Annotated in this window: 12 protein-coding genes; 10 read left to right on the forward strand and 2 right to left on the reverse strand. The window is 63.2% G+C overall.

Annotated features, from left to right (window positions below; translation table 11 throughout):
• Window positions 1-14: 14 nt before the first annotated feature.
• Entirely contained in the window at window positions 15-1,427 is a 1,413-nt protein-coding gene (gene chrA / locus SLG_RS14940; RefSeq protein WP_014077331.1) for a chromate efflux transporter, read from the reverse strand.
• Window positions 1,424-2,278 (reverse strand): chromate resistance protein ChrB domain-containing protein, encoded by an 855-nt coding sequence (locus tag SLG_RS14945; protein ID WP_014077332.1) that lies wholly within the window; start codon window positions 2,276-2,278, stop codon window positions 1,424-1,426. The genes chrA and SLG_RS14945 overlap by 4 nt, the downstream gene beginning before the upstream one ends.
• A 239-nt stretch (window positions 2,279-2,517) precedes the next feature.
• Here SLG_RS14945 and SLG_RS21500 point away from each other — a divergent pair, with 239 nt between their 5' ends.
• The 10 genes from SLG_RS21500 to SLG_RS14990 all read left to right on the forward strand — a co-directional run bounded on the left by SLG_RS21500 (window position 2,518) and on the right by SLG_RS14990 (window position 13,510).
• Entirely contained in the window at window positions 2,518-2,943 is a 426-nt protein-coding gene (locus tag SLG_RS21500; RefSeq protein WP_148276615.1) for a hypothetical protein, read from the forward strand.
• A 59-nt stretch (window positions 2,944-3,002) separates the two neighbouring features.
• A complete protein-coding gene (locus SLG_RS14950; protein ID WP_014077333.1) occupies window positions 3,003-4,283 on the forward strand; it encodes a TolC family protein in 1,281 nt (426 codons plus the stop codon).
• On the forward strand, window positions 4,283-5,533 hold the full coding sequence (locus SLG_RS14955) for an efflux RND transporter periplasmic adaptor subunit (protein WP_014077334.1): 1,251 nt from the start codon (window positions 4,283-4,285) through the stop codon (window positions 5,531-5,533). Before SLG_RS14950 ends, SLG_RS14955 begins: the two co-directional genes overlap by 1 nt.
• The gene (locus SLG_RS14960) at window positions 5,523-8,729 is read left to right on the forward strand and encodes an efflux RND transporter permease subunit (RefSeq protein WP_014077335.1); all 3,207 of its coding nucleotides are present in this window, start codon (window positions 5,523-5,525) and stop codon (window positions 8,727-8,729) included. Before SLG_RS14955 ends, SLG_RS14960 begins: the two co-directional genes overlap by 11 nt.
• 59 nt (window positions 8,730-8,788) lie before the next feature.
• The gene (locus tag SLG_RS14965; protein WP_014077336.1) at window positions 8,789-9,511 is read left to right on the forward strand and encodes a HupE/UreJ family protein; all 723 of its coding nucleotides are present in this window, start codon (window positions 8,789-8,791) and stop codon (window positions 9,509-9,511) included.
• A gap of 15 nt (window positions 9,512-9,526) precedes the next feature.
• Window positions 9,527-10,174, forward strand: a complete 648-nt coding sequence (locus tag SLG_RS14970; RefSeq protein ID WP_014077337.1) for a hypothetical protein — start codon at window positions 9,527-9,529, stop codon at window positions 10,172-10,174.
• A 53-nt stretch (window positions 10,175-10,227) separates the two neighbouring features.
• Complete coding sequence (locus SLG_RS14975) at window positions 10,228-10,725, forward strand: YqaA family protein (RefSeq protein WP_231848686.1); 498 nt, start codon at window positions 10,228-10,230, stop codon at window positions 10,723-10,725.
• 37 nt (window positions 10,726-10,762) lie between these two features.
• The gene (locus SLG_RS14980; RefSeq protein ID WP_014077339.1) at window positions 10,763-12,097 is read left to right on the forward strand and encodes an MFS transporter; all 1,335 of its coding nucleotides are present in this window, start codon (window positions 10,763-10,765) and stop codon (window positions 12,095-12,097) included.
• Between the two features lie 160 nt (window positions 12,098-12,257).
• On the forward strand, window positions 12,258-13,205 hold the full coding sequence (locus SLG_RS14985; protein ID WP_014077340.1) for a LysR family transcriptional regulator: 948 nt from the start codon (window positions 12,258-12,260) through the stop codon (window positions 13,203-13,205).
• Window positions 13,202-13,510 (forward strand): hypothetical protein, encoded by a 309-nt coding sequence (locus tag SLG_RS14990; RefSeq protein WP_014077341.1) that lies wholly within the window; start codon window positions 13,202-13,204, stop codon window positions 13,508-13,510. The genes SLG_RS14985 and SLG_RS14990 overlap by 4 nt, the downstream gene beginning before the upstream one ends.
• The last annotated feature ends 17 nt before the right edge of the window (window positions 13,511-13,527 follow it).

Here is a 13,527-nt window from a genome sequence, read left to right on the forward strand (position 1 = left end):
CTTTCGAAAGAGCTTCAACCGATTACGCCGGACAGATAGAGCAAGACACCGGCTGCCGACGTGGCCGCCAGCGTCGGAATCATGCCAACCTTGAAACGGAATACAGCGATCGCGGCGGCCGCCGCCAACACCAGCGCTGGAATGTAGAGAGAGGCCACCATCGGCGCCTCGAAGATGAGTCCGGCGAACCGGATCTCGCGCACATCACGAAACAGCGTGTGAATCGCGAACCATAATGCGAGATTGAGGATCACGCCGACAACCGCCGCGGTGATCGCACCCAGCGCGGCCGACAGCACCCGGTTGCCGCGCAGCCGCTCCACAAAAGGCGCCCCAGCGAAAATCCACAGAAAGCAGGGCATGAACGTCACCCAGGTCGTGAGAGCCGCGCCGAGGGTTGCGGCGACCAGCGGCGGCAGCCCGGTCGCCTGCCGGAATGCAGCCAGGAAACCGACGAACTGCGTCACCATGATGAGCGGACCCGGCGTCGTCTCGGCAAGGCCCAGGCCATCGAGCATTTCGCCCGGCCTCAGCCAGCCGTAGGTATTGACCGCCTCCTGCGCGACATAGGCGAGCACGGCATAAGCGCCGCCGAAAGTCACGACTGCCATCTGGCTGAAGAAGGTTGCGATGCGCGTGAACACGTCATCAGGGCCAAGCAGAAGCAGCAAAGCCGCGATCGGCGTCAGCCAGAGGAACAGAAACACCGCTGATATCTTGAGCGACCAGGCCAGATTGGGGCGGGCATGATCGGGCAGACCTTCACCGAGCGCGGTATCGCGGTCGTGGATCACCTCGCCGCCGGCCGGGCCGTGCCCGCCATTGCCCTTGAACGCCGCGATCCCACTGCGTCCGCCGATATAGCCGATGATGCCGGCGGTGAGGATGATGAGGGGAAACGGCGCGTCGAAGAAGAAGATCGCAATGAACGCTGCCGCCGCGATACCACGCATGACGCTGTTCTTCAGCGCGCGTGATCCCACACGCACCACGGCCTGAATCACCACCGCCAGGACCGCTGCCTTGAGGCCAAAGAACAGGCCAGCGATCACCGGCGCGTGACCAAGCAAGACGTATAGATAACTGAGAGCCAGAATGGAGAGAAAGCCGGGGAGCACGAACAAGGCTCCCGCGACGAGGCCACCCTTCGTCTTGTGGAGAAGCCAGCCGATATAGGCTGCAAGCTGCTGCGCCTCGGGGCCGGGCAGCAACATGCAATAGTTAAGGGCGTGCAGGAACCGTTCCTCGCCGATCCAGCGTTTCTCCTCGACCAGAATGCGGTGCATCACCGCGATCTGGCCGACAGGTCCGCCAAAGCTCAGTGCTGCGATCCGTGCCCAGACGCGGACCGCCTCACTGAAGGGGATGCCATGATCCTTCGGTGGAGCCGCGACACTTGCGGTCATTTCCGTCACCGCGCCGCTCATGACCGCACCTTGCCCTTGGCGCGCGCCTTGGCAGGCTGGTGAGAAACCCAGTTGTGGGTCTCGTCGGTCGCATCGCGGCACCAGCGGAAAAAGGCATCATAGAGCAGCATCCCGGCTTCGAGCTGTTCCTGATCGTCGGCGAACATGCGCGATAGGCCGAGCGAAGCGGCCAGCAGGCCCGCCGCTTCCGGCACGAGATCGGGGCGGCCCGTATCGGCCCCGCGCACGATCGGCGCGAGGCGCGTTAGCGGCCCATAGCCGCCAAGGCCGAACGCCTCGACCATCACGTCGAAGGTGCAGGCGTCGCCGCGATGGCTCCAGAGGATATTTTCGCCTTCGATATCGAAGGGCGCAGCGGCGAAGCGTTCGGCGACGCCTTCGACTTCAGAGGGTGGGACGAACAGGAAGATGGCCCGCGGATCGACGAAGCGGCGGATCAGCCAGGGGCAGGCGATCCGGTCCACTTTTGGCCGACCACGCGTCACCCAGATCGTGCGGCCTTCCGTGTCACGCGGAGGCAGGACGGTTTCCGGCACCATCGGCAGGCCGGCAGCAGCCCAACCGGCAACGCCGTCTTCGAGCGCCTCCGCCGAAACCCCCTCATGGCGCAGGCGCGCTGCGACGCCCTGGCTGAGCGAACCACCATCACGGCAGGCGATCACGGCAGAGCGACCGCGAAACGCCGCCGCCCACGTCGCGACGTCGGTCGCGGATCGCCGCAATGTTCCGGGAACGAGAAGCGGTTCGGCCGCGAACGCGTCATCCGGCCGGACATCAACGAGTACTGGTCCGGTCGGGATACCGATCAGGCGAACGAACTTATCCGAAGAGATCGTATTCAAAACAGGCATGATGCGTCCTTCCAAGAAGCAGGACGCGATTCTTCAGCCTGTCGCCTCGTGGGGAGATCGCGTTCCCCATGTCTGGCAATAGATCGTCGATGCCAGATCGAGTCAATTGCAAAAGAACATGCCGTAGCGCCCACTCGCCGGATTGCCCCGGCTGCGAGAGGCTTGATCGGCTCGCTCAGAGTAAACAATACGATGCGCGATGCTTGCGCGCTTCCGGCTAACTCTGTAGCAGGATGCCTGTGGTTCGCCTGATTCAATTTCCGCCATTTCGGCTCTGCTCGATGCTTTGCATCGCGCTGACGCTCGTCTTTGCGGGTGCGAGCATGGCCAGCACCGTCGATCGCTTTCAACATCAAACTGGTGTGAGCGCCGATCACGAACACCTGCCGCTCAGCATTATCGCCTCCGACATGGGCGATGATGGTGACGGGCATTCGGATACTACGAACCCCGATGATAGCGGCAGCGTGCCCAATCATCAGTCCGGTGCTGGACATCACCATCATGGTGATGCGGGATCGTCGTTGCCAGCTCTTGGATCGCAGGGTGAGGGCGGGCTTTTCCAAGCATCATTATCTCAGCCTCCCGTAGCTGACGACCGATTGGCTGGGATCCTCATTCACGGGCCTGAACGACCGCCTAAAAACATCGCAAATCGCACCTAGAACCGCCGCGTCACGTGAGGCGCGGCTTTCGCCACGCCTGCTCGTGAGGCCGATTTGTCATGTTTTCAATTATTGCTGCGCGCCCGTCGGCGCGTTTGCGGCGCGCGCTTGCGATAAGCGCGGCGTTCGCAGCCCTGTCCATTCCGTCCATCGGGGCGGCGCAGGAACTCAGTCTATCCGACGCCCTGTCGAGGGTCGCCACTGGCGACCCCACGGTGGCAGCAAATGCCGCTCGGCTCCAGGCGGCTGAGGCCGCTATTGCTCAGGCCGATGTGCGACCGCGCGATGTCATCGGCGTCGATGTCGAGGATTTCGCGGGCACAGGTCCCTATTCGCCTATCGAACGGTCACAAACGACCGCATGGTATGAGCGGACTTGGGAACGGGGCGGCAAGCGGGAGGCCCGCATCGGCGCAGCCCGCTCGGAAATCGGTGTCGCTTCGACACGCAATCGCTTGCGGATGCTGGACCTGCTCGCCCAGGTCCAGGCCACATGGGTCGAAGCCCAGGCGGCGGAAGCCGAAATCTCCATCGCGGAGCAACGACATGCCGAAGCCCTGCGCGTTGAAACGGAAGTAGGGCGCCGCGTCGGGCGCGCGCTCGATCCGCTGTTTTCCGGCGAACGCGCGCGGACAGCCGTGGCGCAAGCACGGATCGCTCTCGATCAGGCGCGCGAAAGGGCGCGAATTGCCCGCGCCGCGCTGGCCTCATATTGGGGGGGAACCGCCGACTACAGCCTCGATGGCGCAGCTTTTACCACGTTCGCGGCGACGCCAGCGGATGCCGAGAATAGCCCTGACCTTACGCTGCTTGCCGCTGAGCGAGAGGCGGCCGAGACACGGATACGGCTTGCTGAATCCGGTAATGTCAGTGATCCGACTGCCCGCGTTGGCGTTCGCCATTTTGGCCAGGGCAACGATGTCGCAATCATGATCGGCGGTTCTATTCCGCTGGGTAGCCGCACGGCCAATCGCGGCAATGTCCTGCGTGCCAACGCCGAAGCCCAGGCCGCCGAAGCGGAAATCGCCGTCACGCGCCTCCAGATCGAACGAGAGGTCAACCGCCTCGTTGCCGAGCGGGCGGCGATCGTTGCCGAGGTCACGCGAATAGACCGAGAGGTTCTGCCAAGCGCCCGGCGCGCGGTGACACTCGTTCGTGACGGCTTCGCGCGTGGCGGCACCGCCTTCACCTTCCTCGAAGTGAGTCAGGCCCAGCAGGCGCTGTTCGATGCGCGTTCCCGCCGTGTGGAGTTGCTGCGCAGCTTCCATCTCGCGGGCGCTCGCCTCGACCGGCTGACCGGCCGCCATGCTTCCCTGCTTTCCAATGCGGAGAACCGCTGATGAAACAATCCTTCCTTTTCGCAAGCTCGCTGCTCGCGCTTTCCCTGCTCGCCGGATGCGGCGAATCCAATACCACCAACGAGGCCGCCGAACCCAAGGCTGCCGCTGCCGCCGATGATTATGAACGTGGGCCGCATCGCGGGCGAATGCTGCGCGATGGCGATTTCGCGGTCGAGATCACCATCTTCGAAGATGGCGTCGAGCCGGAGTATCGAATCTATCCCTATCGAGACGGCAAGCCGCTTGCCCCCGGCGAAGTTCGCCTCACGATCGAGCAGAAGCGTCTTGGCGGCAAGGTGGACCGTTTCGCTTTCCGGCCGCAGGAAGATTTCCTGCGCGGCAATGGCGTCGTCACCGAACCGCACTCCTTCGATGTGAAGGTGCGCGCTGCTGAAGGCGGGCGAGCCCACAACTGGTCCTATGCTTCCTATGAGGGCCGCACGACGATTTCGGCCGAGGCTGCGCGGGCCGGAGGCGTGCAGACCGAGCGTGCAGGTTCCGCCAGTGTAGCCGAGCTGATCGACATGGCCGGCAGGATCGAAACCACGCCGGAGGGTCGCGCCGAGGTGCGCGCGCGCCTGCCCGGACAAATCGTGTCAATGTCGGGCCAGTTGGGACAGCCGATCCAACGCGGACAAACCTTGTTCCGGGTTGAATCCAGTCATTCGCTGCAAACCTACACGGTGTCCGCTCCGATCAGCGGCGTCATCGTCGAGAAGAACGCGAATATCGGCGATACCACCGGCGATCGCGCCATATTCGTGATCGCCGATCCCACAAAACTTCATGCCGAGTTCTTCGTCTATCCGCGCGATGCGGAACGCATCCGCGTCGGACAAAGCGTCCGCGTGCGCAACCTCGCTGGCGACAACAGCTTTCAAAGCAGGGTGGAAGCGGTGCTGCCAACGGCGGACGTGGCGAACCAGACGGTTATGGCGCATGTCGAAGTGCCGGCGTCCGTCAGTCGCGGTTTCCGGCCTGGAATGGGAGTCGAAGGATCGTTTGCCGTTGCCGAGGCGCAAGTGCCCCTTGCGGTTCGGACGAAGGCTATCCAGCGCTTCCGCGATTTCGAGGTGGTCTATGCCAAGGTCGGCAACACCTATGAAGTGCGGATGCTGGAGATCGGGCGGCGCACACCCGAATGGACCGAGGTGCTGGGCGGCCTTGAGCCGGGCACCGAATATGTAACCGACGGCGCTTTCCTGATCCGTGCCGACATCGACAAGTCGGGGGCCAGCCATGACCATTGAGAACGAAACGCCTGTGCGTTCCGAGCTTCTCGAACGCCTCATCTCCAATGCGATCCGCTTCCGCTGGGCGGTTCTCGCCCTCGTCGTGCTGCTGTGCGGCATCGGCGTCTGGGCCTTCCAGCGGCTGCCGATCGACGCCACGCCCGACATCACTAACGTCCAGGTTCAGATCAACAGCGAGGCGGCCGGCTTCTCGCCGCTCGAAGCAGAGCAGCGCGTAACCTTTCCGGTCGAGACGGCGATCGCCGGCCTGCCGGGTCTCCAATATACCCGCTCGGTGTCACGCTACGGACTTTCCCAGGTAACTGCGGTGTTCGAGGATGGCACCAACATCTATTTCGCGCGCCAGCTCATCAACGAGCGGCTCCAGACCGCGCGCGACCAGCTTCCCGAAGGCGTCATCCCGGAAATGGGGCCGATCGCGACCGGGCTGGGCGAAATCTTCATGTATACGCTGGAAGCGGAGCCGAACGCCCGCAAGTCCGATGGCAGCCGTTACACGCCAGAGGATTTGCGCACGCTTCAGGATTGGGTGATCCGGCCGCAACTCCGCAACACGCCAGGCGTCACCGAGGTCAACAGTATCGGCGGCTATGAGCGGCAATATCATGTGACGCCGCTGCCCGACCGGCTTTCGGCCTATGGCCTGACGCTCAATGATGTGGTCGAGGCGCTCGGCCGCAACAATGCCAATGTCGGTGCCGGCTATGTCGAACGCTATGGCGAGCAATATCTGGTTCGCGTGCCAGGTCAGGCTTCGGGCATAGATGATCTCAAGTCGATCATCGTCACCAATCGCGGCGGCGTGCCGATCCGCATCGCCGATGTGGCCGATGTCGGGATGGGCGAGGAGTTGCGGACCGGGGCTGCGACTGAAAACGGGCAGGAAGTGGTGCTGGGCACCGTGTTCATGCTGGCCGGCGAGAACAGCCGGATCGTCGCGCGCGCGGCAGCCGCGCGGCTTGAGGAAGCGGCCAAGGCACTCCCGGCGGGTGTGAAGGCCGTGGCGATCTATGACCGCACCGATCTTGTCGAACGGGCGGTCTGGACTGTCGAGAAGAACCTGCTCGAAGGCGCGCTGCTCGTCATTGTCGTGCTGTTCCTGCTGCTGGGCAACATCCGCGCGGCGCTCATCACAGCGGCGGTCATCCCGATCACCATGCTGATGACGATCACCGGGATGCTCCGCGCAGGCGTCTCGGGCAACCTCATGAGCCTGGGCGCGCTCGACTTTGGCCTCATCGTCGATGGGGCGGTCATCATCGTCGAGAACTGCCTGCGCCGATTCGGTGAGGCGCAACACCGGTTAGGGCGCCTCCTCGAACGCGAGGAACGCTTCGCTCTCACGGCGTCGGCCACGTCCGAGGTCATTCGGCCGTCCCTGTTCGGGATGCTCATCATCGCGCTGGTCTATGTGCCGATCTTCGCGCTCACCGGCGTCGAAGGGAAGATGTTCCACCCGATGGCGATCACCGTCGTCATGGCGCTCACCTTCGCGCTGATCCTGTCATTGAGCTTCGTGCCGGCGGCGGTGGCGCTGTTCGTCACCGGCAAGGTCGAGGAGAAGGAAAGCCGCCTCATGGTCTGGGCGCGCAAAATCTATGCGCCTGCGCTCGATACCGCCTTGCGGCTACGGGTTGCATTCATCGCGGGTGCGGTGGCGCTGGTCGCCATCGCAGGCTTTGCCGCGACGCGCATGGGATCGGAGTTCGTTCCCAATCTCGATGAGGGCGACATCGCGCTTCATGCACTGCGCATCCCCGGCACCAGCCTCAGCCAGGCGATCCAGATGCAGACAACGCTCGAAGCGCGATTGAAGCGGTTCCCCGAGGTCGAGCGGATCGTCGCCAAGATCGGCACCGCAGAGGTGGCTACCGACCCGATGCCACCTTCGGTCGCCGACACCTTCATCATGCTCAAGGATCGCAGCGAATGGCCGGACCCGCGCAAACCCCGTGCGGAGCTGGTCCGCGAGATGCAGGAAGCGGCCGCCGCCATCCCCGGCAATAATTATGAGTTCACCCAGCCCATCCAAATGCGGTTCAACGAACTGCTGTCAGGCGTCCGGGCCGATGTGGCGATCAAGGTGTTCGGCGATGATCTCGACCGGCTTCTGGAGATCGGCCAGTCGATCGAAGGCGTGGTGAGCGGGATCGAGGGCGCTCAGGATGTGAGCGTCGAACAGGTGACGGGCCTGCCTGTCCTCCAGATCACGCCCGACCGGCCCGCGCTGGCCCGGCTTGGTCTCAACATCGGCGACATTCAGGATGTGGTGGCCGTTTCGATCGGCGGCCGGGAAGCCGGCCGGATATTCGAGGGCGATCGTCGCTTTCCGGTGATCGTGCGATTGCCCGAGGACATCAGGAGCAAGGCCGACGAGATCGGCAGGTTGCGGATTCCGCTGTCAGGCGATGGCGCCGGTCCGCGCGGATTCGTGCCGCTTGCCGATGTGGCTAAGGTCGAGGTGGTGATCGGCCCGAACCAGATCAGCCGCGAGGACGGCAAGCGGCGCGTGGTCGTGACTTCCAATGTCCGAGGCCGCGATCTCGGTTCCTTCATCGAGGAACTGCGGCAGAAGGTCGATGCGGAGGTTGAAGTCCCGTCCGGCTATTGGGTGAGCTATGGCGGCACATTCGAGCAATTGATCTCGGCGGCCGAACGGTTGCGCCTGGTCGTGCCTGCCGCGCTGCTGCTGATCTTCGGGCTCCTCTACGGGCTGTTCCGATCCGCCAGGGACTCCGCCATCGTCTTTTCGGGCGTGCCGCTGGCGCTGACCGGCGGCGTGGCGGCGCTGTTGATCCGGGGAATGCCGCTGTCGATCTCGGCAGGCGTCGGGTTCATCGCATTGTCGGGCGTGGCGGTGCTGAACGGCGTGGTGATGCTGAGTTTCATCCGCCAACTCCGCGCCACCGGCGGCGGTCTTGAGGACTCGATCCGCGAAGGCGCGCTTACGAGGCTGCGGCCAGTGCTGATGACGGCGCTGGTGGCGAGCCTCGGCTTCGTGCCGATGGCGTTCAACGTCGGCGCGGGCGCGGAGGTTCAAAGGCCGCTCGCAACAGTGGTGATCGGCGGCATCATCTCCTCGACGCTGCTGACGCTCCTTGTCCTGCCCGCGCTCTATCGCCTCGTCCACGGTCGCGAAGCGCGCCCGGAAGACGAACACCCATCCCCCGATACGGCCCCGGCGCAAGCCTGAGCCACCGCTATTCCCACGCGTCGCCCCCCGGCGCGTGGGAGACCGGAAAGGAGATTTTCATGAGTTTCTACGCAACCATTTTCGAGAACGCCTTGCGAAATAGGTTGAGTCTTGCGCTCGGCCTTATCGCGCTGACATTCTGCTTCGGTTTCGACGCCTTTGCTCATGGTGTGGCGGAAGGCGATCAGGGCTATATTCAGGAAAGCAGCGGCGTCCTGTTCATGCCCTTCGTCTATCTGGGCGCCAAGCACATGGTCACGGGATACGACCATCTGCTGTTCCTGTTCGGCGTGATCTTCTTCCTCTACCGGATGAAGGACATCGGCCTTTACGTGACGCTGTTCGCGATCGGGCATTCAACGACGATGCTGTTCGGCGTCCTCACCGGGATCAGCGCCAACGCCTATGTGATCGATGCGATCATCGGCCTGTCGGTGGTTTACAAGGCGCTCGACAATCTGGGCGCATTCCAGCGCTGGTTCGGCTTCCAGCCCAACACGAAATGGGCGACGCTGATCTTCGGCTTCTTCCACGGCTTCGGTCTGGCGACCAAGATCCTTGAATTCGAGATTTCGCCGGACGGCCTGCTGCCAAACCTGATTGCGTTCAACATCGGCGTCGAGATCGGCCAACTCCTCGCGCTTGCCACGATCCTGATCCTCATGGGCTTCTGGCGCCGGACGAGCAGTTTCCATCGCCACGCCTTCATCGCCAACGTCGCTCTCATGACCGCCGGCTTCATTCTCGTCGGCTACCAGCTCACCGGCCTCGCGGTCGCGTAACAAGGAGTAATACCAATGTTCAATTCCCAGATGCCCCGCCTCGAAGATTTGCCGACTTCGAAGCAACTCATCCGCTCCACGATTATCGCCGCCGCGACTGCGGGAGCGATCTTGGCCATCGTGATCCTGCCTTCCGAATATGGGGTCGATCCAACTGGTGCCGGCAAGGTTCTCGGCCTGACCGCGATGGGCGAGATCAAGATGCAACTCGCCGAGGAAGCCGCTGCCGATGCAGCCGCCGATGCCGCGGCCAGAGGCGAAAATGCCCGCGCACTCGTTGTTCAAGCGGCCAATGGTGGTGCGCAATCGACACCAGCTCCACCAGCGGTGCCGAGCACGGTTGCCGGCCGCAACGACACAACCAGCCTGACGCTGGCGCCGAACGAAGGCGCGGAGATCAAGCTGACAGCCGCAAAAGGCGCGCGGATTGCGTTCGACTGGTCGGTTGAAGGCGGGCACGTCAACTTTGACACGCACGCCGATGCACCGGGTATCTCTTACCACGGTTATGGCAAGGGCCGGGAATCGACAGGCGAGCAAGGTGAATTGGTCGCGGCGTTTGACGGCAAGCACGGCTGGTTCTGGCGTAACCGTTCCGGTGCCCCCGTCACGATCACGCTTCGCACTCAGGGTGAATATAGCGAGGTCAAGCGGGTTGTCTGACGCCCCCGCCTCTCGTCTGAACCGTCCCCGCCTCGCTGCCCGACCTGTGCGACGTGGCGGGGCGGCAGGTGCTTTGTCAAATATCCGAGGGCGTTCTGCTGCCAAACGTCGATTTGATGACGCTGGGTTATCCTGGCCTCTTTCTCGCCGCGCTGGTCGCCGCGACGCTACTGCCTGCCCAATCGGAGTTCCTATTGCTGGCGATGCTGGCTTCGGGCCGCTTCGATCCGGCTTTGCTCCTTTTCGCCGCATCGCTGGGCAACGTGCTGGGATCGACGATCAATTGGGCGTTGGGACGCTTCCTCGCGCATCATCGCGGCGCGCGCTGGTTTCCGGTGTCGAAGCCCGCAATGCTAAAGGCGGAGCGGCGCTATCGGCGGTTCGGCGAGCTTTCCCTGCTGCTGTCATGGCTGCCGATCATTGGCGATCCGTTGACCTTGATCGCCGGTGTTCTGCGCACGCCGCTTTCGCGTTTTCTCCTGCTCGTCACCATCGCAAAGGCCGGACGATACGCCGTCCTGATGGCCGCTCACGGCTATCTGACGGCATGACCAACCCGCTAAACCCCTAAGATCGAACGAGGTTCTGATGCTCTCTGTATTGGCCAACCGAACCTATCGCCACCTTTTCCTGGCGCAGATCATCGCGCTGGTCGGCACCGGCCTCGCCACAGTTGCGCTCGGCCTGCTCGCATATGACATCGCCGGGGCCGATGCAGGCGCCGTGCTCGGCACGGCAATGGCGATCAAGATGGTCGCCTATATCGGCATCGCCCCGATCGTCGGCGCTTATGCGAGCCGCTTGCCGCGCCGCAGCTTCCTCGTGGCGATGGACGTTATCCGCGGGCTGGTCGCACTCGCGCTGCCGTTCGTGGATCAGGTATGGCAAGTCTATGTGCTGATCTTCGTGCTGCAATCGGCATCGGCCGGGTTCACGCCGACCTTTCAGGCTACGATCCCCGACGTGTTGCCCGAGGAGAAAGACTATACTCGGGCGCTGTCGCTCTCGCGCTTCGCCTACGATATGGAAAGCCTGACCAGCCCGATGCTGGCCGCAGCCCTGCTGACGGTGATGAACTTCCACTGGTTGTTCTCGGGCACGGCGATTGGATTCGCCTGCTCGGCGCTGCTGGTGCTGACGACGGTTTTGCCCCGCTCCACCGCCGTCAAAGCCAAAGGCGGCATCTATGACAACACGACGCGCGGCGCCCGGCTTTATCTGAGGACGCCCCGGCTGCGCGGGCTGCTGGCGGTCACGCTTGCCGCCGCCGCCGCGAGTGCGATGGTGATCGTCAATACGCCGGTGTTGGTGCAGGCCGCGCTCGGACTTGGCCAACGGGAGGTGGCGATCACGCTCGCCGCTTTCGGTGGCGGTTCGATGCTGGCCGCTTTGCTGCTGCCGCGCGTGCTCGACAAGCTGCCTGATCGAACGGTGATGCTTGCGGCGGCTGCGGCGATGACCGTCGCGCTCGCTGTGCTTGCCCTGGCCTGGCATGGCCATGCTTCACCTAATGATTGGGGAGTGATCCTCGCGGGCTGGGCTGTGCTGGGCATCGCTTATTCGGCGAGCATCACGCCTGGCGGCCGCCTCCTGCGCCGGTCATCAGGCGAGGATGATCGCCCGGCACTGTTCGCCGCTCAGTTCGCGCTGAGCCACGTCTGCTGGCTTATTGCATATCCGCTCGCGGGTCAGCTCGGCGCAGCAGGTGGAATGGGGGCGGCGCTGGCTGCTTCCGCAGTGCTGGCGCTGGTCGGCACGGTGATCGCGTTCCGCATCTGGCCTGCAAATGACCCGGAAATTCTCGCGCACACCCACGACGATTTAGCACCGGATCATCCGCATCTCGCCGAGGGGCACCCGGACGGAACAGCCAGCCACGCCTTCATGATTGACGAACTGCATCCGCACTGGCCCTTGCGATAGGGGTTAGTCAAATCATGCTGTTTGATACCTGCGACCCTTGTCATGCCTTTCTAGCGTCAAGCTGGACATTTCCCTCGCACCGCATGGCTAAAGGCTACCCTCAAGACCTTGCGTGGCGCTGCAAGGTCAACGACGGCTTGCGCAAAATGCGGGCGATCCAATGATTGAGTTGCGCCAGCTTCGCTACCTGATCGCAGCGGCCGAAGCGGGCAGTTTCAGTCGTGCTGCGCGTGTACTGAACATCAAGCAGGCCACGCTTAGCCGGCAGATTCTCGAAGTGGAGAAGCGATTGGGCATGACGCTGTTCGACCGCAAGACCCGTGGAGCTACCCTGACACCGAATGGCGAGAACTATCTGCGCACGGCTCAGCGTATCGTGAGAGAGTTTTCAGAGCTTAATGCTTGGGTCCGCGCGGCTATTGACGGGCGCGCCGGCAAACTCACCATCGGGTTTTATACCTCGTTCTCCGCGGGCAACTTACGCGCGACTCTGCGTGAGTTCAGCGAACGTTATTCCGGTGTGAAACTGCATGGCTTTGAACGTGACCGCGATATGCTGTTAACCGGAGTAGAGAACGGACTGCTGGACATCGCGGTCATGATCGGCGAGGCGCAATATTCTGGACTTCAGAGTCGCTCACTCTGGAGCGAGCGCATTCTGGTAGCGATGCCAGAAGACCATCCGCTTGCAACACGCGAACGCATCCATTGGCCCGATCTTGTCGGCGAGCGGTTCCTGCTGACAGAGCGAGACCCTGGACCTGAGACGCGCAACATGCTCCTCGGCAAGCTCGGGATGCCAGGCTACTCACCGGAGATCGACATGGACGACATCAGGCGGGATACCGTGTTGAGCGTCATTGCGTTCGGCGGGCATATCTCGATCGTCGCGGAATCCGCACTCGGCATCCATATTCCCGGCGTGGTCTTCCGCGAGATCCACGAGGCCAACGGGCACACACGGATCGGCTTCTCGGGCTATTGGCGCGAAGACAATGAAAATCCGGTGTTGCGTTGCTTTCTTGAGTTCGTCGCCGACCGTTATTCGATGCCGTCCGTGCCTGGGCCGCAGCCACCGTTTCAGCAACCGGGAAAGGAGCCGTCATGACGCAAGGAAAGACACTCATCATCGTGCTGGTCACGCTCATCATTGGGTTCGGAGCGGGCTTCGTCCTGCGCCCGGTGATCTTACCCGTCGAACGGACCGCGATCGTCGCCGGCCCGCCTGCCGCCGCCCCGACGCAGGCCGAGCCGCGCGGAACGCAATATTTCGCGGCGCATCTCGATGAAGCACGCCAGGTCGTGGCGCAATGCGCGGAGGGCTCGGCGCGCGGCGACGAGTGCGCAAACGCCGAGCAAGCGGTGATCGAGGCGGAAGGCCGAGAGCGCTTCAAGAAGTTCATGGGGAATTGACGCTGGCGACTGCCGCC

It is taken from the genome of Sphingobium sp. SYK-6, from assembly GCF_000283515.1.
Lineage (GTDB): Bacteria > Pseudomonadota > Alphaproteobacteria > Sphingomonadales > Sphingomonadaceae > Sphingobium > Sphingobium lignivorans.

Coding starts and splice junctions, on each gene's coding strand:
- SLG_RS14960 (WP_014077335.1), top strand. CDS start 5,523: ATGACCATTGAGAACGAAACGCCTGTGCGTTCCGAGCTTCTCGAACGC.
- SLG_RS14955 (WP_014077334.1), top strand. CDS start 4,283: ATGAAACAATCCTTCCTTTTCGCAAGCTCGCTGCTCGCGCTTTCCCTG.
- SLG_RS14945 (WP_014077332.1), bottom strand. CDS start 2,278: ATGCCTGTTTTGAATACGATCTCTTCGGATAAGTTCGTTCGCCTGATC.
- SLG_RS14965 (WP_014077336.1), top strand. CDS start 8,789: ATGAGTTTCTACGCAACCATTTTCGAGAACGCCTTGCGAAATAGGTTG.
- SLG_RS14970 (WP_014077337.1), top strand. CDS start 9,527: ATGTTCAATTCCCAGATGCCCCGCCTCGAAGATTTGCCGACTTCGAAG.
- SLG_RS14980 (WP_014077339.1), top strand. CDS start 10,763: ATGCTCTCTGTATTGGCCAACCGAACCTATCGCCACCTTTTCCTGGCG.
- chrA (WP_014077331.1), bottom strand. CDS start 1,427: ATGAGCGGCGCGGTGACGGAAATGACCGCAAGTGTCGCGGCTCCACCG.
- SLG_RS14950 (WP_014077333.1), top strand. CDS start 3,003: ATGTTTTCAATTATTGCTGCGCGCCCGTCGGCGCGTTTGCGGCGCGCG.
- SLG_RS14985 (WP_014077340.1), top strand. CDS start 12,258: ATGATTGAGTTGCGCCAGCTTCGCTACCTGATCGCAGCGGCCGAAGCG.
- SLG_RS14990 (WP_014077341.1), top strand. CDS start 13,202: ATGACGCAAGGAAAGACACTCATCATCGTGCTGGTCACGCTCATCATT.